Source organism: Aurantiacibacter zhengii (assembly GCF_003584125.1).
Classification (GTDB): Bacteria; Pseudomonadota; Alphaproteobacteria; order Sphingomonadales; family Sphingomonadaceae; genus Alteraurantiacibacter; species Alteraurantiacibacter zhengii.
In genome coordinates this window covers 176,496-196,343 of record NZ_QXFL01000006.1, presented here as the reverse complement: position 1 = coordinate 196,343, position 19,848 = coordinate 176,496, and the positions used below count along the sequence as shown (strand labels likewise).

Genomic DNA, 19,848 nt, shown 5'->3' with positions numbered 1-19,848 from the left:
GATAAAGCTACGTGCTGCCTCAAAAATCCTGCCAGTTGAGCGGCTTTGCCTTTGACTCGGGCGGGAAAACTCGCTCAATTCCCGCCATCGCAAAGCGATTCAGAATTTGAATTTCTAGCACAGAACTAGTGAGGGGGTTCTCCAGAACATGAACAAGAATGAACTGATCGGCGCAGTCGCGGATTCCAGCGGCCTTTCGCGCAACGATGCGACGAAGGCCGTCGAAGCTGTTTTCGATACGATCACCAGCACCCTTTCCAAGGGCGATGAAGTGCGGCTTGTCGGGTTTGGCACCTTCTCGGTTGCCAAGCGCAAGGCTTCCACGGGTCGCAATCCGCGCACCGGTGAGCCGATGACCATCAAGGCATCCACCCAGCCCAAGTTCAAGGCTGGCAAGGGTCTCAAGGACGCGGTCAACTAAGACCAGGTTCCGCCGGGGTACCGGGGCGCCGACCCGCGCCGAACATACAGGGGAGAATGGGCCGTCCGAATGGGCGGCCCTTTTCTTTTGGTCAGTCGCCGAAAGCCAGCAGGGCCGTTGGCGCGGCGACGGTATTGCTGCCAATCTCCCACACCAGCATTTCCCCGCGCGGATTCGACACCGGCCCTTCATCGGTGTTGTTGGCCAGGATCCTGGCGTCGGTAACGATCCGGAACGTCCCCTCAGGCTGGCGCACATCCAACTGCGGGACCTCTTCGCCGCCCTCTGCCGCACCATCGGCAAATGCGCCCATCATGCCCATAATCATTGCGCCCATCGGATTGCCGCCGGTCGGTGCAAAGCCGGGTGCGGAAATGCGCGCACGTCCATCGTCGCGCATGCGCACCTGAACGAAGGAGTTGGACATCGGCACATCCTCGAACGTGGGGAAATGGAAATCGTGACCCAGCACGCTGGTAATGGAGAAATCGACGACGAAAACCCCGTCGCCCACGAATTCCACGCTGTTCCATCCGGCCTGGCGTTCGAGCATGGCTGCCATCTCGGCAACTTCCGCCTCGTCGGACATGTCGAGGCCGCCGAACATGCCTTCCATCATCTGCCGCCCCATGGCGTCCTCACGCGCGCGTTCGGCCAATTCCTCCTCGGTGCAGGGGCGTTCCTTGCCGGTATCCGTATGGCAGGGCTCCTGCTCCTCCGCCTCCTGCGCCATCTCCGCCAGGTCGCTCATTCCCGCCATCACGATTTCGCCCTGATAGGTGAAGGCGAACTGGCGATCCTGCGTGATGTGCAGCGTGGCATCGAAAGTGCCCGGCTGAAAAAGGCAGCCGGACAAAAGCGCGCTGGATGCCAGCAGCGTGGCTCCGGCAAACAGCCGCCTTGTGCGGAAAGCTAGGCCCATGATTTCAATCCCCCATGTTGCGTGTCGCCACCGCATATAGCGCAATCGCGCCCGCGTTGGATACGTTCAGGCTCTCCATGGCTTCGCTGATGGGCAGGCGGGCCAGCGCGTCGCAGTGCTGGGTGACGTTGTGCCGCATGCCTTCGCCCTCCGCGCCCAGTACCAGGGCGACCGGTCCGGTAGGCAGGGCTTCGGCCAGCGTCGCCTCTGCCTCTCCGGCAAGGCCGATGCGCCAGTAGCCAGCCTCGGCAATATCTTCCAGCGCGCGGGACAGGTTCACCACCCGCACCCAAGGCACGATTTCCAGAGCGCCCGATGCGGACTTGCCGATCACGCCGCCCTCCGGCGGGGCATGGCGATCCTGCGTGACGATGGCGGCAGCGTCGAACGCCGCGGCAGAGCGCAGCAGGGCGCCGACGTTGTGCGGGTCGGTAACCTGGTCGAGCACGATGATCGGCCGCGCCGGATCACCGTCGAGAACGTCGGACAGGTGCAGGTCGTCCAGCGGTTCGCATTCCAGCACCAGCCCCTGGTGCGGCGCATCCTTCGCCACCAGCCGGGCGAGGTCGGTGACCTCGGCATATTCCAGCGGGAAGTCGGCGGGCAATTCGCCATCGAGCGAATCGATTCCTTCGCGCGTCGCCCACAGCTTGCGGTGCTGGCGGCGCGGATTCATCAGCGCGGCTTCCACCGCATGGCGCCCCCAGAGGCGCACGGCACCCTTGGCGGCGCGACCCGAGCCGCGTCCACCTTGCATTCGACCGGCTCTTCCGCGCAGTCGTTTCTTGTCCTTGGCCATTTTGCCTCGCTTTGTTCAAACTTTGGCGCCTCCTGCCAGCACGCCCATTGACAGGCAAGCGGCGCTTCGCCATTGGGGCGCCTCTCGGCTGGAAAGCACTCTTTTGGAGTGCGGACCCATGCGGGCGAAAACCCGCTTCCGGCAACGGTGTGGACAGGTGGCCGAGTGGTTAAAGGCAGCAGACTGTAAATCTGCCCGCGCAAGCGTACGCTGGTTCGAATCCAGCCCTGTCCACCACCGCCGGACCGAACGCCCGGAACTCCGGGCTTGTGACAGGTAGCCTTTGCTGGCTACTAGTTAAGTGGTACACACGTTGTACCACAATCCGCCGGGGTGCTCATGCTTTGACCCGGCCCCGTGCTGCCGAGGGAATAATATCGGCGGGGACGGTCCAAGAGTGGGGCCGGAACCGGAGCTCGCCGCAATGAGCGGAAGCCGTGCTCCTCACCTAAAGCGACGGAATGGGATCTATCACCTGCGTATGCGGGTGCCAGATCGTCTGCGAGACCGTGTCGGTCGGCAGGAAGTCTGCAGGTCATTGCAGACCTACTCGCCAACTGTTGCGCGCCGTCTCGCAGCCTCCGTCTCAACCAGAGTGATGGAGACATTCAAAGTGATTGACGAAAATACGAACGTAACGCCGGAGCAAGCTCGAAAGCTTATTCAAGCCTGTTTTGCCGACATTCGGCGAGAGGTTGACGAACGACCTCCCTTTGTGCCCGAGACTCATCGCCCTGACCTTGAAATCGATGAACAGCTAAATCTAAGTGATGCTGAGATCGCACGGCTCCACGACGAACTTGAGTGTAGGGCTTTCTCCGCGAAGACTGAAAGTGCAGCGCGGGCCGCCTTCGCTCTGCACGGGATTGATTTGCAATTAATTGCACCAAATTCTCGAGACCGCTTGCTCGACGGCTTCACGAGACTGTTGGTTGAATATCGACGTCTGGAACAGACTAGGTTGGTTGACCCTCTGGCTGACTACCAGCCGAGCGATCCACTTTTTCGGGAGCTTCTTCCTAATCAGTTTGCGGAGGCACCTGTCGTTGGTCATGTGGGGCCTAAGGTTGGCGGAGCTATCGCGGACTATCTCGCAGCCAAGCAACCGTCTTGGGCCAAGAAAACATTCGTAGCTCGCTCGAAGCAGCTTGGATATCTGCGCGACTTCCTCGGCCACCAAAGGTCACTAACTGCAGTGAAGGCTGCGGATATTCGACAGTTTCGTAATGCCCTCACCATGCTTCGTGCCAATCGTGGTCGAGCTAGGGAAATGACATTTCACGAGCGATTGACCGAGAACACCGGGGCGAGGGTGAGCAATAAGTCGGCGTCCATCATCTTCGAGCCTGCAAAAGCCTTCTTTCGCTGGGCAAAAGAAGAGGAGGGGATCTTAACTGAAAACCCCGCTGCAGATGTAAGATGGCAGTCAATCCCCAATGCTAACACAACCATCAAACGTCGTCCGTTCAGCGAAATGGAATTGGCGACGCTCTTTGGTTCGCCACTGTTCACGGGGTCAAAATCAGCACACCGCAGATTCCAGCCGGGCGACGTTGTCGTAGCGGACGCCAAATATTGGATACCGATTCTAGGGTATTACAGCGGGATGCGTCTCGGGGAAATTGTTCAACTACACTTGTCTGATGTAGTGCTCAACACTCACATTCCCCATTTTGACCTAAATGAAGTGTCGGGTTCAGGTGATCCCAAACACATCAAGACGGCAGCCGGCATACGGAAGATCCCGATACATCCAGACATCTTGACGCTAGGTTTCTCCGAGTTCGTTGAGAAGCGACGGAAGTGGGACAAGCCCAGCAAGCGTTTGTTCTCTGAGGTTACGCTTGGAGCAGATGGTCAGGCTTCCACCCAATTTTCAAAGTTCTTCGCCCGTTTGCTGGACACCGTGGGGTTGACCGACCTCGCTCTGACTTTTCACAGTTTCCGACATGGAATTGAGGACGCTTTCCGGAACGCCAATAGTCAGCAATACACAATCGACAGCATAATGGGCCACAGTGACGGCAAAGTTAGTTCGCTGTATGGCGAGGGCCCCAGCCTGAGTGTAAAGTTCGAGGCGGTGAGAGCAATGGCGCTACCGATCTCTCTCATCGGGATCTTGAAAGGGAAGAATCCCGAAGAGAATACGGAGGCTGAATGATGTCAAAGCCTTCAAGAACTCGGATCGCTACCACACAGGAAATATTTCACGCGGCGATTGACTCAGGGATGGCCGCATCTCTGGCGCGCACGCTCGCCGAATGCCTGTACTGGTCTCAACATTCATCTCACAAAATTGATGGTAAGACCGCTTTCTACAAGACTGGCCCGGATCTATCCAAGGTGCTTGGTTTAAGTGCACGGACAATAAATGCGCATCTCAAGCGACTTAGGGACGAAGGATTTTGGCAGATCAAGTATCGGTCTAGGCCGACACATCCTTCGCCAGTTACCTGGCTGATCATCGCAGATCGTGCTGAGGCACTCCTATCTGAGGCAGGCGAAAGTCGAAAAAGAGGTGGTTCCTCTCGCGCATTGGAAGGTGTTCGTCAGGAACCCTCGGAGGACAGAGATTGCGACATTCGAAGGTTGCGATACGGTACTACTTACAGAAACACTTCAAACCAAGAAGACAGAGAGAGAGGTTCATTCGCTTCAGAACGAGAACTCCGCAGGAAGGAACTTAACTCATCGGGAGAAGAACGTATAAAGGCGCCTAAATACCTGCGTGCTTCCAAGGAACTCGAAGAGTTTGTCCGACTGATTGCCTCGCTCTTAGCAAAGAAGAGCCTTCCGCCATGGGATATGGCTAGCCGGTACACTTGGAGCCATGCTGATGAGCTATTCTACAAGCTTCATAATACCGGCATAGCCGACCTGAAGGCTCACATTGCTTTGTTGGAAGAGATTTTCGACCGGTGGCCTGATATCAGGCTTAGCATGGACGTTAGGTATCGAGACCACAAGGTAAACGCTCTTCGGCCGAGCCCCATGGCACTAAATGACCAGTTCCATATTCTCATCGAGGCATTGGAGGATAAATCGGAGCCAATTGTGGGCTCATTGGAAGCCGGTCACTCTAATCTCGACGGCGGGTTCGGATAACATTTTTCTTTCCTGTCGCTCAAACCTGAATAGCGTTTAACACACAAACCAACCTCTATCTGTATGAGTTAAATGCAAAAATTCGTTTCTTACCTCCGTGTCTCCACCACTCGCCAGGGCGTTTCCGGTCTAGGCCTCGATGCTCAACGGCAAAGTGTAGCAACTTACCTGGCCGGAAATTCCGGAGAGCTGTTGGAGGAGTTCGTCGAGGTCGAGTCTGGCGCGAAATATCGCCGACCAATCCTCGATGCCGCGCTGGAGGCTTGCCGACGAAATAAGGCGGTTCTTGTGATAGCGAAGCTCGATCGTCTAGCTCGCAATGTAGCCTTCATTTCGCAGCTGATGGAGACGCGGGTGGAGTTCGTCGCCTGCGACGCACCTTATGCTAACCGACTGATGCTGCACATTCTATCCGCCTTCGCCGAACACGAGCGTGAGCAAGTCTCCGTAAGGACTAAAGCAGCTCTCGCCGCTGCCAAGGCCAGAGGAGTGAAACTCGGCAAGAACGGTCCCGCCTTGGCTCGTCAAAACAAAAATGCTGCAATCGAATTTGCTCAGAGCCTTCGTTCCGAATTCGAGAGTTTGTTTTCCAGCCGAAATCGAACCTACACTTCGGCCGCAGAGGAACTGAACCGACGCGATGTTCGGACCCGCGAGGGAGCGCGATGGACGGCAACTCAGGTCTCTCGGGTGCTGAACTATCTCAAACTCTGAAGCCGCTCAAACAAGGTTTGGCCGGTTGTCACCAACTCGCGCGAAATCGTGCGGATTGGGCTGAAAGAACAGGCTTTCATCCTGGGTTGACTAACACTGTCGCAGTGTCACCGTCTGGGTGTTAAAGCAGCGTCCACAATGCCTGACAGCCATTTGACATCGGATGGGGAAAGTTTCGCCAGCCGAGACCGGAGGACAGCCAATTCCGGATTATCGTTGTCTGTGAGACCGACGGTATCGTCGAACAGCGCGGCAGCGGTCACGCCAAGGGCATCGGCGAGCTTTCCGATCGTTTTAAAACTTGCGCCCGTGCCTCCGGCTTCAATGCGCGCGATCATGTCTTCGCTAAGGTCAATTTGTTCTGCGAGAGCCGCTTGGGTCAGGCCGCAGCGTCGCCGGTGAGAAGCTACGAGATTTCCAAATTGTATTTGTAGCTTCGCCATGCCGAACTCCTCGGAACGGCATAGGATTGAGGTTGGGCGCGCGGCAGGGAATGAAATTGCGGAATTGCCAGTAGGCGTAATACCATTGATAATTTGTCCAATCGATTTAGCGTATGGATGTCACCAGCCCCCAAGGGAACTCGATCGTGTTCATATCTGCCCCTTTCGCCTTCATGCTCATGGCGTCGACTTTTCAAGTGAGTGAAGAGCCCTACGGACTTCGGGGAGCGGTTGTGGGTATGACGTTAGACGCCTTCGAATCTGTCACGATACCTACAGACTCGAATGATGCCCGCCGGCTCGCTCCCGAGACTGTTTGTGAAGAGAGTGGGGCTAAATTGATTTGCCAGTGGCATGCGGGGACAATTGGCTCAGTGTTGCCAGACCGAAAAAGCCAGATGTTCACTGCGATAGGCGATGGCGGCGGCTATGTAGATTTTGAGTTCATCACGCACAACGGCGAGAGAAAGCTGGCAAAAATAATCGTCCGATCCAACATGGAGTATCTTGACGGGATGCTCATCCCGATGAGCGATGTTTACGGCACGCCTACCATCGAAAGCGAAATTGTGCAGAATGCATATGGTGCACAGTTCGAGAAGCAAACTTTCTTCTGGGCCAACTCGGTTTCGTCAATCACGCTAGAGACTAGATGTGGCAGGCTTAATTTGCTCTGCTTGGCCATAAGTCATACTGATCTGATCTCGGAACAGGAACAGCGTGACGAAGAGGAAATGGGTAGTGCCGTCGAACGACTATAGCACCGTCACGGGCTGCAATTAATTTCACTTTTGAGCAGTGAGTCAATGAATACGCTTCTCCTTATAAGGAGATGCGCATGTTCGACGTTTGGGAATCAGTCCACCAGCTAAGCCAACCGTGTTTGACCAGGGCAGCGACGGAGCCAGCAATCAGCAGCGAAGGTGTCGTCAAAGACTCGAACTTAAGATCGATCGACACCTTTCTCTGGGAGGACGTTGAAAGGGCGGTGCTAGAAGGCGGGGTACGTCCCTTTCAGCACGAGTCACTCTACACCGCTGACAAATGGTTGACGACAAGCGCACTGCAAAAGTCCATCCGGCGTGGTCATAGTGAGTTGGCTGAGCGATACGCTCGCAGCAGTGTCCGAATTGATCCGGACCACGCATTTCGCCGCCTTGCTATCATTGCGCTTGAAGATGTGGGTCTCGGCGATCTGAAATTAGTCTCAGAGACCTTAGCCATTCTCGGCAATAAGCTGCGCCGCCGATCTCTCGGCGAAGAAAGGCTAGCGGTTCACCTCGCTGTCCGAATGAGCAGCGCCATGAAAAGCCGCCTCGCATGCGACCTGCTTAGCCTAATTGAATACGACAATGAGGCCAGCAAGAAAGCGGAGCGGGTTTCGTGCCTTGATACAGTAGCTCTGTCGAACTTTGTCCGAAGGGAGAACTTTGGATCGACAACGCAACTCGTTTCGCTTTGGATGCTTCATGGAACTGACCGACTGCGCAGCCGACAATTGAATTCGATTGAAGGGCAGGGACAGCGAGGGCTGATGAGGTTGATGACCAACCTGAGTGCGCCTCTGATCTTCCATTACATCGTTCGGATGGGTCTCAGCCGCTGTCGAGATAGTCTGGCGCTACCGTATGTCTTGCTAGCACAATTCGCCGACCAGAACCCCCTGTTACGCACGGTTCGGAGTGACATACCGCGACCGGAGCTGATCGGAAGTTATCCCTCCTTCGCCTACGACATGCACACGCGGATCGGTCGTCGCGCAATTAAGAAGTTTGAAGTTAATTGCACTGAGCAGCTTCGCGCGCTGGGAGTTCGAGACGTTGGGAACCTAATTTTTGCACTTGAGGGAGGCTGTCTCGATCGTCGCTTGAGTAGCGTCGGCATTGAGCCGATTCGTTCAAGTGCCTGCGCTCTTGAGGTCTTTGGCCACGAAAACTCGATCAACGAAGATATTCTGTTCGAACTAAACCTACTTCCAAAACTCGATGCAATCCGACGCCAAGCCGCTGTCAGCGTCTGACAATGGCCTACAGAGCGCGGTCGCTACCAATCACACCTGGAGCTAGCCCATCTGGCATGTCGCCCTCTGACTGCCTTCGCCCCGACGACGAGCATCTGCCGCAGGTAGCCGGTGCATTTGCTCTGACAGCGCCCGCATGGCACTTGGCCCGATCTGCCTTCCAACCTTCCAAAACCACGTCAAGCCTCGGAAAACCCGATGATTTTTCCCTTCCATTTCCCGGTTTACCGGCCTTCCATTGGAAGGGTGGGGGATGATTTTGCCGCCTCGCTTGACGCAATTGCGACCTGTGTCGCACATCTCGCCAATGAGCATTCTGAAGCCGGACAGTGACACGACCGAGCCGATCCATTTTTCGGAAGCTTATCGCCGCGCAAAGCGCAACGTGTTGTTCTGGGCGACAACTACGATCGTCGTCGCTGCTGGCGCGCGCGCCGAACGAGACATCGAGGTGACAGGTCTCGTCAACGGCCTGGCCTTCCCGCCTTGGATGATGTTGCTCGGTCTGCTGCTCATTTTGGTGTTCATGCTCACGGGATACATCCGCGCTGAGCAGGACTTGATCAACCTCAACACCGAGGAGGTCGTTCGGCATCGGATTCGTGGAGTTATTGAACTGGTCGCCGGCCTCCGAACGACGATACTCGAACTCAGACAGGAAGCAGAGCACGAGCGATATCGCACCGAAAACCTTTTCGCTGGATCTCGGAGCGCAATCGAGAAGCTCGACACTGATCTCCAAAGCGTTTTCAATAACGAGCGCGACTTCGTCCAACACAACGTCGACATGCAAAATGCCATCAAGAACTTGGGCGACGCTCCTCCCTGGCGAGAAGTGGGGAAAATCACCCATACCTTTGGAACACGCGTCGCGGTTCAGGCACGGCAGGTGCTCGATAATTATCGCACCATCCACCACGAGTTTATTGCCAACGCACCACCCTCGTACACCAGGGAGGATCTCGACGCCCATTTCACCCAATTGCTTACGCCCATCGATGAGTTGACCGCCCGCCTGACAGGTCTCGCCAGTGCGATAAGCAAAGCACATAAAAGCTGGTTCAGATGGCATGATCGGGGGCCGGTGTGGCTCGCCTTCGCCCTCGCAATGTTTTTGGCTATCGTGCGTCTCAGCGCCAGCGAAACGCTCGATGTCTGGCTCGGCATCGCCGATCCACCGACAGAGAGTCCGGCCGAGGAGTAGACGAACCAGCATCACCACCCCTCCGGCGCGTCGTCGGGGTCGAGCCCTGCATCACCCGCACCCTGCCCGAGGTTGCCGGCCGAACCGTCCAGATCGGGATTGTTCGGCAGGTTGCCCGCCTTCGCCCCCTCCACCGTCACGCCTTCGCGCAGCGCCACGCGCAGCCACTTCATCCCGTTCGAGGCTTTCAGCAGGAAAAGCTCCTAAGAGCGGACATTCAGCTTGCGACCCGATTGCGGACATTTAACGATAACCGGTTCGACCAGAAGAGATGTTATAGCGGGCCCATGTTGTCATGGAGTATCTCCCATATGCGGGAACTCCTTTCACGGCGGGTGGCACCTCCGCCAAAACTTCCTTTGCTAGTCTGTTCAGCATTGGATTCGACGCTGCCCCACATCCTATTGTAGATATCCTCGGTTGAATAGTTTCCGGTGGTCGTTTCTTGCCACACATTTGTTTCGACACTCTGAGGATAGGTCGCGTATCGACTAAATTGATTGTTGAGGTACATTGCGAAAAGATCATCGCAATAATCTTCTGCCACTGCCTGCGCTGCTGCCCGGTTCCCATAACGCTCTTGAACCTGCCAAACACCCGGGCTTGAATGCACGTATTCGACGCGGTCAGGATATTGAACCGCACACGTGAAATGCATCACCATGCGGTGCGGGTATCGGGAATCGCTGCTACCGCCTTGATAGTCACGACGAGCACCGCGTGACGAGTTGGCGCTGTCATAGAAGGCGCCATTGTTGGTGGCTACAACGTAATCATTCTCAGGGGGATCAAACCGCCCTTCATATGCCAGTTCGAAATTGTCATTGGGTCCGATAAAGCTGATCGTATAGCCTCTGCCTCGATCATCAATTTCAATTTCGTTGTCGTCATCTATGTCAAGTCGCTGGCTGCGGCCCCTTGTATGGAGCGTCACACGATAATCCGATAACAAACGCCGCAGCCGCGGTGTGAAATAGACTTCTTCGCGATCACCCACCGGATTGCCATTAGCGTCGACCAGATCGCGTGCCAGAGTCCATCGCAGGCGAGCTGCATTGCCTTCTGAATCATTGCCATCCCAAAAGCCCCCTGTTGGCTGCTGTTCAGCCGAACCGTCCCAGTAGTCACCCCGGTTGCCCGTATCGCTGCCTGCCCAGAAGTCTCCGCCACCGCCGGTCGATCCCGCCACATTGTTACGAGTCGCAATGTTCTGCGCATTTCCAGACCAGTACAAATCCGTGTCTGATTGGTCGGCCCTCGCGTTTCCGCCCACCCCGTCAGAACCCCCAGACCAAAAGTCGTCATCTGCACCAGCGTCCGCTAAGTCGCAGTCAGGGTGGGGCGTATAATGTTCATCCATCGCCACCTCGCTGCATGCCTCCGGCGTAACTGCAGCGGCTTCTTGCGCCTCAAGACCAGTCGGTGGCCCAGCCGCCACGAGCACCAATGTAGCTGCACCAACGAGTAACGGCTGACGGTGGCTGAGCTTTATCATGATTGCGCAGCCTATGCTCTGCATTTTATAATGCAAGTGTATCAAACAAATGTAATCCTTGGAGACTTGCTTCCGTGGCTGCATGGCGTAGACTGGTTCCTCAAGGGGAAAGCATGCACAAAATACTTATTGCTATCTTTGCAATGCTCGCGATTACGACCAGCGCGAAAGCTCAATCAGCGCAAGACAACCGTGCGCGCGCCCAGTACCTTGCGGCTGAAGCTTCGTATGATCGCGGTGACTATGAAGCGGCCTTGCGCTCAGAGGAGCAGGCGCGGGAAATCCTAGGTCAAGACAATGCGCTTTTAGCTGCGATGCGCGTGCGGATTTATTCGAGACAAGGTTGGGTGTTCAGTGCGCGCGACGCGCTCGAACAATTCTACCAATACGATGCATCGCCAGAGTTACTGCGCGAGATCGGCCAAGTGGAAAACAATCTACCCGCTCCGTCTGCTACGGCAGCGTTCGATGAAGCTGTCGCGGCCAACCGAAGGGCCGACTACACGCTTGCCGCTAGGGCGTACGAATTTGCCTGCGAAAGCGGAGAAGATCATGGCTGTTTCGGACTAGCTTATGCCTATAGCAATGGCCTCGGGGTCGAACAGAATGGCGAGCGATCAGTGCGGCTCTATGAACCACTTTGCGACGCCGGCAACGAATACGCGTGTGCAAATCTGGGTTCTGTTTATCTCAACGGCGGTACGATGCCGCCAAATTATGAACGTGCTGCGCATTTTTGGCGGAGAGCGTGCGATGGCGGATATTCGCTCATGTGTTGGCGAGCGGGAGACCTTTATTCAAATCCAGCTCATGGGTTTTACGATGCTACGCTTGCAACCTCGTTACTCGCGCAGGGATGCGAGTTGAGAAACTCAGAATCTTGTGAGGCTCTTGAAGCGATAAAGTGAGCCATTGCGGGCTTCAGAAGAAAGGGTGCGAAATTGAGGTTCCAAAAGCCTATCATCGGTATCTCTGCCACGAACTCTGCGCCCGGGCGGGCCCGCCCGTGAAAAAAATGCTCCTCGGCCGTTCGATTGCGACCGTATTTCACGACCTCCTTGGTGCATGAACTGGACCACCATTACAGTGTCGATTTGCTCGCCGCTGACGAGGCGGATTCAGAATCCGCCAAGGTAAACCAACCACCAATATTCGATTCAGCCTAAGCGTCAGGAGAATTACCGTGCGTCCCCTTGTCTTCCTTACATCGCTCGCCGCTCTGCCCGTGATGATGGCGGCACCAGCATCGCCGGTGGTTGCCCAGTCCGCCGCCGAAAATCGCGCCAGGGCGCACGTCTTCGCGGCAGAGGAAGCATTTGCGCGGGGTGACCTTGACGGGGCAGCGCAGTCGATCATTGCTGCCGAAGAAGCGCTTGGGTCGACCAACGCGTTGATCGAAAGCTGGAAGGCGAAGATCAGCTTTGAGCGTGGACAGGATGAGTTAGTACTGGCGGTGATCGAGCGTTTCTACGCGCACCAGTCTTCGCCGCAGCTCGCCGCCGAGATGGCTGGGCTTGAGCGCGAGGCGGCGACCCGGCTTGAGCAGCGGCGTGCTGCGGAGGCTGCCAGGGAGGCGGAAGAGAGAGAGGCGGAACGCCGCGCCGCCGCCGAGGCGGATGCGGCTCATGCGCGTGACGTTTCGATACTCTCCCGGATGGCAGACGAGGTCGATCCCTTCGAGATTAGAAGTAGCACGGCGCTCGAAATACCCCCTGAGCTGGAGGGCTCGGAGGGAAGGCCCTACGGCATCCCGTCGCCGGGAGGTGGGTACTTCATAGCCTATCAAGGAGACTATGGATCGTTCAGGCCATGGACCAGCGCTAGGTTAGTTCGCGCCTTCGCTCGTGACGGCACGTCGCGTTGGGATCACTATGTTGGCACGCAAAAGGCCCGGTTCGTACCTCTGGCCGAATTGGAAGCCATTATTGGCGGCCAACATATCAATTCACGTGGTGAGTTGCGTCCGGCCCCACATGCAAATTATTTTCGTGCAAATTACGCGGGCAAGCCACCATTTCCCATGTCGTCGGCGGGCGACTATATGTGGGCGCTCGGGCCCGACCTCGTGGTCGAGCAGACCGGCGGCGCGCGTCAGAATAGCGCAGGCAATCTGGTCCGTTACCACCATCGCGATGGACGGGTCACGAACGGTGTGCGCTGGAACGGGTGGATCGACATGGCCTGGCCTACACCCGAGGGGCCGCGGTTTCTGGTCGGTATAGGGCCGTATTACAGCGACGAAATGGTAATGTTTGATGCCCAGGGTAACAGGCTCATGGCCCTGCCCATGAAAGCGAGCGGCAAATCCGCCTGGAACTACTATCCGCTTCCCGGAGGCGATCTGTTGGCGGCGATATCTGTCCAGTATAACTCGTATACGCAACGCGACTGGCGACATTTCATCGTACGCTTGGATTACGACCGGCCGGGTCGGATCGCCTTCGTGCAGAAGCTCGAAGATAACTCTGGCATTCCTTACATTCTCGATGCGTCGGACGATCATTTCACAATCCTGCAGGCTCATGAAATCAAGACATTCTGGCGACCAGACTAATCGGCGTCAGACTCGGGCGAATGGCTCTGCCGCGCTTCCAGTGCTCGCCTAGCGATAGCAGAACTGTCAGATACCCTCTGTATGATAACCCGTGCTCCCGTCGCCTATGCCCAAGAGCAACCCTTCTAGATGGTTAAGCTCGACATCGAAGTTTCCAACGAAAAGCGCGATCCTGGTCAAGATCGTTTCGGCCGTATCTTCCATTGACCGAGACTACAGCGAGTTGATCAAAGATCATGGGGAGGGCGAGGTTTCGCAGGGCGCGGGGGCCGGCAGGGAAACAGTCAAGTCCTGAAAGCATATGTCAGGTTTCGGAGGGCAATAGGGCCGATATCACCGCGAATGGGCCGCGTAGCCATCCATCAAATGCTGAATAACGGCAGCTTTCGGGATCCGCTGACGACATCTCGAATAGTCATTATGAGGGCGCAAAGCCGACATTCGGAATCTCAACCGCGTGAAATTAACTTCACTTCCCAGCTGAGCCTAGACTGCTACGCTTTTGCTACACAACCTAGCTACACAAAGGTTCGGCAGCTTGCGGAAAACCGCCACCTATCAACGAATTTCGAACTCCGGTTCGAATCCAGCCCTGTCCACCACCGCTCTCACGAAACAGAAACGACCGCCGCAGCTTTCGCTGCGACAGCCGCTCCCGCTCTCCTACCCAGTGGTGTCAGTGGTTCTGCTTGGCCAGTGCCCGGGCGCGGTGCAGCACGGGTTCGGTATAGCCGGACGGCTGCTTCGTGCCTGAGACGATCAGTTCACGCGCGGCATTGAGGGCAATGGATTGGCGCGCGTTCCCTGCCATCGGACGGTAGGTCGGGTCACCGGCGTTCTGCGCGTCGACCTTTGCCGCCATGCGATGCAGCGCGTCATCGACCATCAGCCTGTCCACGATGCCGTGGTGCAGCCAGTTGGCGATGTGCTGGCTGGAAATGCGCAGCGTGGCGCGATCTTCCATCAGGCCCACATCGTTGATGTCCGGCACCTTGGAACACCCGATACCGGCATCGATCCAGCGAACCATGTAGCCGAGGATTCCCTGCACGTTGTTATCCAGTTCGGCGGACACTTCCTCGGCGGACCAGTCGGTGTCCTCCGCCAATGGCACGGTCAGCAGCTTTTCCACCGGCACGATGCGCTCCTCGGCACGCTCGCGCTGGCGTTCTGCCACGTCGCAGCGGTGATAATGCGTCGCGTGAAGCGTTGCGGCGGTGGGCGAGGGTACCCAGGCTGTGCTCGCCCCGCTCATCGGGTGCCCGATCTTTTCCGCCAGCATCGCCTGCATCCGGTCCGGCGCGGCCCACATGCCCTTGCCGATCTGCGCTCGTCCGGCAAAGCCGCAGGCAAGGCCGATCTGCACATTGCGATCCTCGTAAGCGGCGATCCACTCGGCCTGCTTGATTTCCGCCTTTGGCAACATGGGGCCCGCGAGCATCGAGGTGTGGATCTCGTCGCCCGTGCGGTCGAGGAAGCCGGTGTTGATGAAGAACACGCGGTCCTTCACCGCATGGATGCAGGCCGCAAGGTTGGCGCTGGTGCGCCGTTCCTCGTCCATGACGCCGATCTTCACCGTATTGCGTTCGAGGCCAAGCATATCCTCCACGGCAGCGAACACGCTGTTCGCAAAGGCGCATTCCTCGGGCCCGTGCATCTTGGGCTTCACGATATAGATCGAGCCGGTCCGGCTGTTGCGCAGGCGTCCAAGGCCCTTAAGGTCGTGCAGGCCGATCAGCGCGGTGATAGCAGCGTCCAGCAGTCCCTCGAAAATCTCGGAGCCATCGGGCAGGCGCACAGCCGGGTTGGTCATCAGGTGGCCCACGTTGCGCACCAGCAGCAGGCTGCGGGCGCGCAGTTCGTGCTCGTCACCTTCAAGGTCCCGCCAGGTGCGATCGGGATTGGCGGTGCGAACCACCTTGTTATCCCCCTTGGTAAAGCTGGCCACCAGATCGCCGCGGAGCGCACCCAGCCAGTTGCGATAGGCGGCAACCTTGTCTTCCGCATCGACGGCAGCGACCGAATCTTCCAGATCGACAATCGTGGAAAGCGCCGATTCCAGCCGCACATCGGCAATCCCGGCGGGATCGCTGCTGCCAATTTCGTGCGCAGGATCGATAACGATCTCGATATGCAGGCCGTTGTTGCGCAGCAGCAGGTTGTCACCGATGGTGCCGACCACCTGGGAGGGGTCTGCCAGTTCGGGCACACCGCCCATCCAGTCGCGCCAGCTACCGATTGCGAGAGGAGCGGCTTCGTCGAGGAAGTCCTTGGCCCAGGCGATCACCTTTGCGCCGCGCTGCGCGTCGTAACCGGCCCCGGCAGGCGTGGTGCCGTCCAGCGCATCGGTGCCATAGAGGGCATCGTAAAGGCTGCCCCAGCGCGCGTTCACGGCGTTGAGGACGAACCTGGCGTTGAGTACGGGCACCACCAGCTGCGGCCCGGCGATGCTGGCGATTTCGCTGTCGACCTTTGCCGTGCCGATCGTGAACGGCTCCGGCTCCGGTGTCAGGTAATTCATCTCGCGCAGCAGGCGAGGCGGGACGCCGGTACCGGTTTCGGGATTCTCACGGTGCCAGCTGTCGATCTCGTCTTGGAACATCCGGCGCTTGTCGAGCAGGTCCCGGTTCTGCCGGGTGAACCGCGCAGTCAGGTCGGCAAGGCCGCCCCAGAAACGATCGGCGTCGATCTCGGTACCGGGCAGGGCTTCGTTCTCGATGAAGTCTGCCAGCACCGGATCGACGGCCAATCCCGCGCGCTGGACGAAGGTATTCTCCGTTCCCGCGCGCGGTGAGGGGGCATCGCTTTGCAGTTTCTGGCCAAGCGATGCAGTGGTCATCGGCCGAACCGCCCCATGCGGTGGTGCAGGTTCACAAGCTTGCGCGTCTCGGCGTTGTCTTCTCCGTCGCGGATGGCCACTGCCAGCGCATTGCGGATGAGGGTGAAATCCTCGGTCGAGAAGACCGGGCGTGCCATTGTCGGTTCTGCCATTTTACTTCTCCTTCTTCTTCACGCTTGCGCGGTTGTCAGGCCGCAAACTGGTTCATGGTGTTGTTTTCGCCGCCGGCCTTCAGGGCCGCCTCTCCGGCAAAAGCTTCCTTGTGGTCGTCCCCGATGTCGGAACCGGCCATGTTCTGGTGCTTCACGCAGGCGATGCCCTGGCGGATCTCCTCGCGCTGCACCTGCTTGACGTAGCCGAGCATCCCTTCCTCGCCGAAATAGCGCTTGGCGAGGTTATCGGTGCTGAGCGCAGCCGTGTGATAGGTCGGCAGGGTGATCAGGTGGTGGAAGATGCCGGCCCTCGCGGCGCCATCGCGCTGGAAGGTGCGGATCTTTTCGTCGGCTTCCTTCGCCAGTTCGGTGTCGTCGTAGTGCTGGCTCATCAGCATGTCGCGTTCGTACATCGCCGTGTCCTTGCCCGCCGCTTCCCAGGCATCGTAGATTTGCTGACGGAAGCTCAGCGTCCAGTTGAAGCTGGGCGAGTTGTTGTAGACGAGCTTTGCATTGGGCACGACTTCACGGATGCGGTCCACCATGCCGGCGATCTGCTCCACGTGCGGCTTTTCGGTTTCGATCCAGAGCAGGTCGGCACCGTTCTGCAGCGCAGTAATGCAATCGAGAACGCAGCGATCCTCGCCCGTCCCGGGGCGGAACTGGAACAGGTTCGAGGGCAAGCGCTTGGGGCGCACCAGCTTGCCATCGCGGTTCATAAGCACGTCGCCCTGGTTCCCTGCGCCTTCCACGGGTTCACAGTCCAGGAAGCTGTTGTACTGGTCGCCAAGGTCGCCCGGTTCACGGGTGAAGGCGATCTGCTTGGTGAGGCCGGCACCCAGCGAATCGGTGCGCGCGACGATGATTCCGTCGGGCACGCCTAGTTCGAGGAAGGCGTAGCGGATCGCGCGGATCTTCTGCAGGAAGTCCTCGTGCGGAACGGTAACCTTGCCGTCCTGGTGGCCGCATTGCTTCTCGTCGGAAACCTGGTTCTCGATCTGCAGCGCGCAGGCACCAGCCTCAATCATCTTCTTCGCCAGCAGGTAGGTTGCCTCTGCATTGCCGAAGCCCGCATCGATATCGGCGATGATCGGCACCACGTGCGTTTCAAAGTTATCGATGGCCTGCTGCGCCTTGGCTGCGGCAGCTTCGTCGCCTGCCTTGCGGGCGCGGTCCAGATCGCGGAAAAGGCCGCCCAGTTCGCGAGCATCGGCCTGGCGCAGGAAGGTGTAGAGCTCTTCGATCAGCGCCGGAACGCTGGTTTTTTCGTGCATGGACTGGTCGGGGAGGGGGCCGAATTCGCTGCGCAGGGCGGCAACCATCCAGCCGGAGAGATAGAGATAGCGCCCCTTCGTCGTGCCGAAATGTTTCTTGATGGAGATCATCTTCTGCTGGCCGATGAATCCGTGCCAGCAACCGAGCGACTGGGTGTATTGCGCCGGATCCTTGTCATAGGCCTCCATGTCGGCACGCATGATCTTTGCCGTGTAGCGAGCAATGTCGAGGCCGGTCTGGAAGCTGTTCTGCGCACGCAGGCGGGCGGCGAATTCGGGGTCGATGCCCTGCCAGTCAGCGCCGTGCTTGTGCTTGATGCCGGTCTGGCGGTGAATTTCTTCGAAATATGTCATTGCGGTACGATCCTTGTAGAATTCTTGGCTTACCGCGCTTGTGCCAACTGGGATCGTCGCCGTCGTGTGTTTCGATGTAATGTTGTCGAACTTTACAAGATTTGCGTGTAAGGTTGTAAAGTTCGACACTTTCCACGGAACCACGCATGGCTGTCAAGACACTCTACCTCGGGCCCCGGCTGAAGAAATTGCGCCGCGAGCTTGGACTTACCCAGGCCAACATGGCGAGCGATCTCGATATCTCGGCCAGCTACATCGCCTTGATGGAGCGCAACCAGCGGCCGGTAACTGCAGAGATGCTACTGAAGCTCGCCACTACATATCGCATAGACGTGGCCGACCTGGCAGATGGCGACGCGGACGAGACTGCAGCACGGTTGCAATCGGTCCTGCGTGATCCGTTGTTCGCCGACATCGCGATAGAGCCGCTCGACATTGAAGACATTGCCACCAGCTATCCCGGCATGGCGGAAGCGATCCTTCGCCTCCATACCGCCTTTGGAGAAGAGCAGCTCGTGCTGGCCGAACGCCGCGATTTGTCGGAGGAACAGGGTAGCGGGGCTGTGGCGAGCGATCCGGTGGGAGAGGCCCGCGCATTCCTGGCGGCGCGCCGCAATTGCTTTCCGGAACTGGACGACAGCGCGGCGGCGCTTGCGCGCAAGCTCGATTCCTTCGCCGCCATGCAGGATCACCTTTTCGAGCAGCACCAGCTCGAACTGCGTCTTACCGACGATGGCCTGCTGCGCGGCGCGCTACGCTGGCACGATTACCACCGCCGCCGGATCCATATCTCGGAACGGATCGACCAGGCCGGGCGCCGTTTCCAGGCCGCCTTGCAGATCGCCATCATCGAGCAGGAGCAGCCGATTGCGCGGATCGTTTCGGAAAGTCGGCTGGGCAGCGACGATGGCAAGCGGCTGGTGCGCCGCGCCCTGCAATCCTACTGGGCCGCTGCCCTGCTGATGCCCTACCGCGCTTTTGCCAAGGCAGCGGCGGACATGCGCCATGACGTAGAGGCACTGTGCTCCCGCTTTGCTGTCAGTTTCGAACAGGCGGCCCACAGGCTCACCACCCTTCAGCGACCCGGAGAAGAAGGCGTGCCGTTCTTCTTCCTGCGGGTCGACCGCGCGGGCAACGTGTCGAAGCGCCTGGACGGGGCCGGCTTCCCCTTCGCGCGCCACGGGGGCGGATGCCCCTTATGGAACGTCCACACGGTTTTCGACCAGCCCAATACGGTGGACGCGCAGCTGATCGAGTTGCCCGACGGAGAACGTTACGTGTCCATCGCCCGCACCGTGCGGGGCGGGGGCGGGGCGTTCGGTGTGCCGCGGGTGGTGCGCTCCGTCGCGATTGCGTGTTCCGCCTCGCATATGGACAAGCTGGCCTATGGCGAAACGCTGGCAGCGGCGGAGCCGACCCCGATCGGCGTTGCCTGCCGGCTCTGTCACCGGCCCCGCTGCATCGCCCGTTCCGCGCCGCCGATGGGGCGCGAGATCGTGCCGGTCCGTTACCGCGAAAGCGGCGTGCCGTTCGACTTCTCGATGGAATAGCG

At 58.3% G+C, this 19,848-nt stretch carries 18 protein-coding genes and 1 tRNA gene; 11 read left to right on the top strand and 8 right to left on the bottom strand.

The window, feature by feature from the left end:
• The first annotated feature begins 148 nt into the window (after window positions 1–148).
• On the top strand, window positions 149–421 hold the full coding sequence (locus tag D2V07_RS14025; protein ID WP_119587571.1) for an HU family DNA-binding protein: 273 nt from the start codon (window positions 149–151) through the stop codon (window positions 419–421).
• 91 nt (window positions 422–512) lie between these two features.
• On the opposite strand, the gene D2V07_RS14020 is transcribed toward D2V07_RS14025, so the two are convergent.
• Window positions 513–1,343: a hypothetical protein gene (locus D2V07_RS14020; RefSeq protein WP_119587570.1), complete on the bottom strand. Its 831-nt coding sequence runs from the start codon at window positions 1,341–1,343 to the stop codon at window positions 513–515.
• Between the two features lie 4 nt (window positions 1,344–1,347).
• Window positions 1,348–2,142 (bottom strand): TrmH family RNA methyltransferase, encoded by a 795-nt coding sequence (locus D2V07_RS14015; RefSeq protein ID WP_119587569.1) that lies wholly within the window; start codon window positions 2,140–2,142, stop codon window positions 1,348–1,350.
• A 151-nt stretch (window positions 2,143–2,293) separates the two neighbouring features.
• Between D2V07_RS14015 and D2V07_RS14010 the strand changes: the two genes are divergently transcribed.
• From D2V07_RS14010 to D2V07_RS13995, 4 genes are all read left to right on the top strand, one after another.
• Window positions 2,294–2,379, top strand: a tRNA-Tyr gene (locus D2V07_RS14010).
• A 187-nt stretch (window positions 2,380–2,566) separates the two neighbouring features.
• A complete protein-coding gene (locus D2V07_RS14005; RefSeq protein WP_147366987.1) occupies window positions 2,567–4,303 on the top strand; it encodes a DUF6538 domain-containing protein in 1,737 nt (578 codons plus the stop codon).
• A 68-nt stretch (window positions 4,304–4,371) separates the two neighbouring features.
• Entirely contained in the window at window positions 4,372–5,247 is an 876-nt protein-coding gene (locus tag D2V07_RS14000; protein WP_158586843.1) for a winged helix-turn-helix domain-containing protein, read from the top strand.
• Window positions 5,248–5,319: 72 nt separating this feature from the next.
• On the top strand, window positions 5,320–5,961 hold the full coding sequence (locus tag D2V07_RS13995) for a recombinase family protein (RefSeq protein WP_119587566.1): 642 nt from the start codon (window positions 5,320–5,322) through the stop codon (window positions 5,959–5,961).
• Between the two features lie 107 nt (window positions 5,962–6,068).
• Here the strand turns inward: D2V07_RS13995 and D2V07_RS13990 are convergent, their stop codons facing one another.
• Window positions 6,069–6,404: a helix-turn-helix domain-containing protein gene (locus D2V07_RS13990; protein WP_119587565.1), complete on the bottom strand. Its 336-nt coding sequence runs from the start codon at window positions 6,402–6,404 to the stop codon at window positions 6,069–6,071.
• A gap of 113 nt (window positions 6,405–6,517) precedes the next feature.
• Between D2V07_RS13990 and D2V07_RS13985 the strand changes: the two genes are divergently transcribed.
• The 3 genes from D2V07_RS13985 (at window position 6,518) to D2V07_RS13975 (ending at window position 9,628) form a co-directional block, all read left to right on the top strand.
• The gene (locus tag D2V07_RS13985; RefSeq protein ID WP_119587564.1) at window positions 6,518–7,165 is read left to right on the top strand and encodes a hypothetical protein; all 648 of its coding nucleotides are present in this window, start codon (window positions 6,518–6,520) and stop codon (window positions 7,163–7,165) included.
• Window positions 7,166–7,242: 77 nt separating this feature from the next.
• Window positions 7,243–8,424 carry a hypothetical protein gene (locus tag D2V07_RS13980; RefSeq protein WP_119587563.1) on the top strand — a complete coding sequence of 394 codons (1,182 nt, stop codon included), beginning with the start codon at window positions 7,243–7,245 and terminating at the stop codon, window positions 8,422–8,424.
• A gap of 307 nt (window positions 8,425–8,731) precedes the next feature.
• Window positions 8,732–9,628 (top strand): hypothetical protein, encoded by an 897-nt coding sequence (locus tag D2V07_RS13975; RefSeq protein ID WP_119587562.1) that lies wholly within the window; start codon window positions 8,732–8,734, stop codon window positions 9,626–9,628.
• 11 nt (window positions 9,629–9,639) lie between these two features.
• On the opposite strand, the gene D2V07_RS18595 is transcribed toward D2V07_RS13975, so the two are convergent.
• Both D2V07_RS18595 and D2V07_RS13970 read right to left on the bottom strand, forming a co-directional pair.
• The gene (locus tag D2V07_RS18595; RefSeq protein WP_158586842.1) at window positions 9,640–9,801 is read right to left on the bottom strand and encodes a hypothetical protein; all 162 of its coding nucleotides are present in this window, start codon (window positions 9,799–9,801) and stop codon (window positions 9,640–9,642) included.
• 101 nt (window positions 9,802–9,902) lie between these two features.
• The gene (locus D2V07_RS13970; RefSeq protein ID WP_147366985.1) at window positions 9,903–11,123 is read right to left on the bottom strand and encodes a hypothetical protein; all 1,221 of its coding nucleotides are present in this window, start codon (window positions 11,121–11,123) and stop codon (window positions 9,903–9,905) included.
• A 113-nt stretch (window positions 11,124–11,236) separates the two neighbouring features.
• Between D2V07_RS13970 and D2V07_RS13965 the strand changes: the two genes are divergently transcribed.
• Together D2V07_RS13965 and D2V07_RS13960 are read left to right on the top strand one after the other, a co-directional pair.
• Window positions 11,237–12,031, top strand: coding sequence for a tetratricopeptide repeat protein (locus D2V07_RS13965; protein WP_119587560.1), 795 nt, complete (start codon window positions 11,237–11,239; stop codon window positions 12,029–12,031).
• Window positions 12,032–12,306: 275 nt separating this feature from the next.
• Window positions 12,307–13,677 (top strand): hypothetical protein, encoded by a 1,371-nt coding sequence (locus D2V07_RS13960; RefSeq protein ID WP_147366983.1) that lies wholly within the window; start codon window positions 12,307–12,309, stop codon window positions 13,675–13,677.
• Between the two features lie 676 nt (window positions 13,678–14,353).
• Here the strand turns inward: D2V07_RS13960 and D2V07_RS13955 are convergent.
• Genes D2V07_RS13955 through D2V07_RS13950 form a run of 3 tightly spaced genes read right to left on the bottom strand, consistent with a single transcriptional unit; the run spans window position 14,354 to window position 18,296 of the window.
• Window positions 14,354–16,516, bottom strand: coding sequence for a malate synthase G (locus D2V07_RS13955; protein ID WP_119587558.1), 2,163 nt, complete (start codon window positions 16,514–16,516; stop codon window positions 14,354–14,356).
• Window positions 16,513–16,668 carry a hypothetical protein gene (locus D2V07_RS18725; protein ID WP_199698801.1) on the bottom strand — a complete coding sequence of 52 codons (156 nt, stop codon included), beginning with the start codon at window positions 16,666–16,668 and terminating at the stop codon, window positions 16,513–16,515. The genes D2V07_RS13955 and D2V07_RS18725 overlap by 4 nt, the downstream gene beginning before the upstream one ends.
• Before the next feature lie 35 nt (window positions 16,669–16,703).
• A complete protein-coding gene (locus D2V07_RS13950; RefSeq protein ID WP_119587557.1) occupies window positions 16,704–18,296 on the bottom strand; it encodes an isocitrate lyase in 1,593 nt (530 codons plus the stop codon).
• Window positions 18,297–18,442: 146 nt separating this feature from the next.
• Between D2V07_RS13950 and D2V07_RS13945 the strand changes: the two genes are divergently transcribed.
• Window positions 18,443–19,846 (top strand): helix-turn-helix domain-containing protein, encoded by a 1,404-nt coding sequence (locus D2V07_RS13945; RefSeq protein WP_119587556.1) that lies wholly within the window; start codon window positions 18,443–18,445, stop codon window positions 19,844–19,846.
• Window positions 19,847–19,848: the final 2 nt, after the last annotated feature.

Excerpts from the sequence above, each read along its gene's own strand:
- D2V07_RS14025 (WP_119587571.1), top strand. The coding sequence starts at position 149 with ATGAACAAGAATGAACTGATCGGCGCAGTCGCGGATTCCAGCGGCCTT.
- D2V07_RS13970 (WP_147366985.1), bottom strand. The coding sequence starts at position 11,123 with ATGATAAAGCTCAGCCACCGTCAGCCGTTACTCGTTGGTGCAGCTACA.
- D2V07_RS18595 (WP_158586842.1), bottom strand. The coding sequence starts at position 9,801 with ATGAAGTGGCTGCGCGTGGCGCTGCGCGAAGGCGTGACGGTGGAGGGG.
- D2V07_RS13980 (WP_119587563.1), top strand. The coding sequence starts at position 7,243 with ATGTTCGACGTTTGGGAATCAGTCCACCAGCTAAGCCAACCGTGTTTG.
- D2V07_RS13965 (WP_119587560.1), top strand. The coding sequence starts at position 11,237 with ATGCACAAAATACTTATTGCTATCTTTGCAATGCTCGCGATTACGACC.
- D2V07_RS13945 (WP_119587556.1), top strand. The coding sequence starts at position 18,443 with ATGGCTGTCAAGACACTCTACCTCGGGCCCCGGCTGAAGAAATTGCGC.
- D2V07_RS13990 (WP_119587565.1), bottom strand. The coding sequence starts at position 6,404 with ATGGCGAAGCTACAAATACAATTTGGAAATCTCGTAGCTTCTCACCGG.
- D2V07_RS14015 (WP_119587569.1), bottom strand. The coding sequence starts at position 2,142 with ATGGCCAAGGACAAGAAACGACTGCGCGGAAGAGCCGGTCGAATGCAA.
- D2V07_RS14020 (WP_119587570.1), bottom strand. The coding sequence starts at position 1,343 with ATGGGCCTAGCTTTCCGCACAAGGCGGCTGTTTGCCGGAGCCACGCTG.
- D2V07_RS14000 (WP_158586843.1), top strand. The coding sequence starts at position 4,372 with ATGGCCGCATCTCTGGCGCGCACGCTCGCCGAATGCCTGTACTGGTCT.
- D2V07_RS13985 (WP_119587564.1), top strand. The coding sequence starts at position 6,518 with ATGGATGTCACCAGCCCCCAAGGGAACTCGATCGTGTTCATATCTGCC.
- D2V07_RS13995 (WP_119587566.1), top strand. The coding sequence starts at position 5,320 with ATGCAAAAATTCGTTTCTTACCTCCGTGTCTCCACCACTCGCCAGGGC.
- D2V07_RS13975 (WP_119587562.1), top strand. The coding sequence starts at position 8,732 with ATGAGCATTCTGAAGCCGGACAGTGACACGACCGAGCCGATCCATTTT.
- D2V07_RS18725 (WP_199698801.1), bottom strand. The coding sequence starts at position 16,668 with ATGGCAGAACCGACAATGGCACGCCCGGTCTTCTCGACCGAGGATTTC.
- D2V07_RS14005 (WP_147366987.1), top strand. The coding sequence starts at position 2,567 with ATGAGCGGAAGCCGTGCTCCTCACCTAAAGCGACGGAATGGGATCTAT.
- D2V07_RS13955 (WP_119587558.1), bottom strand. The coding sequence starts at position 16,516 with ATGACCACTGCATCGCTTGGCCAGAAACTGCAAAGCGATGCCCCCTCA.
- D2V07_RS13950 (WP_119587557.1), bottom strand. The coding sequence starts at position 18,296 with ATGACATATTTCGAAGAAATTCACCGCCAGACCGGCATCAAGCACAAG.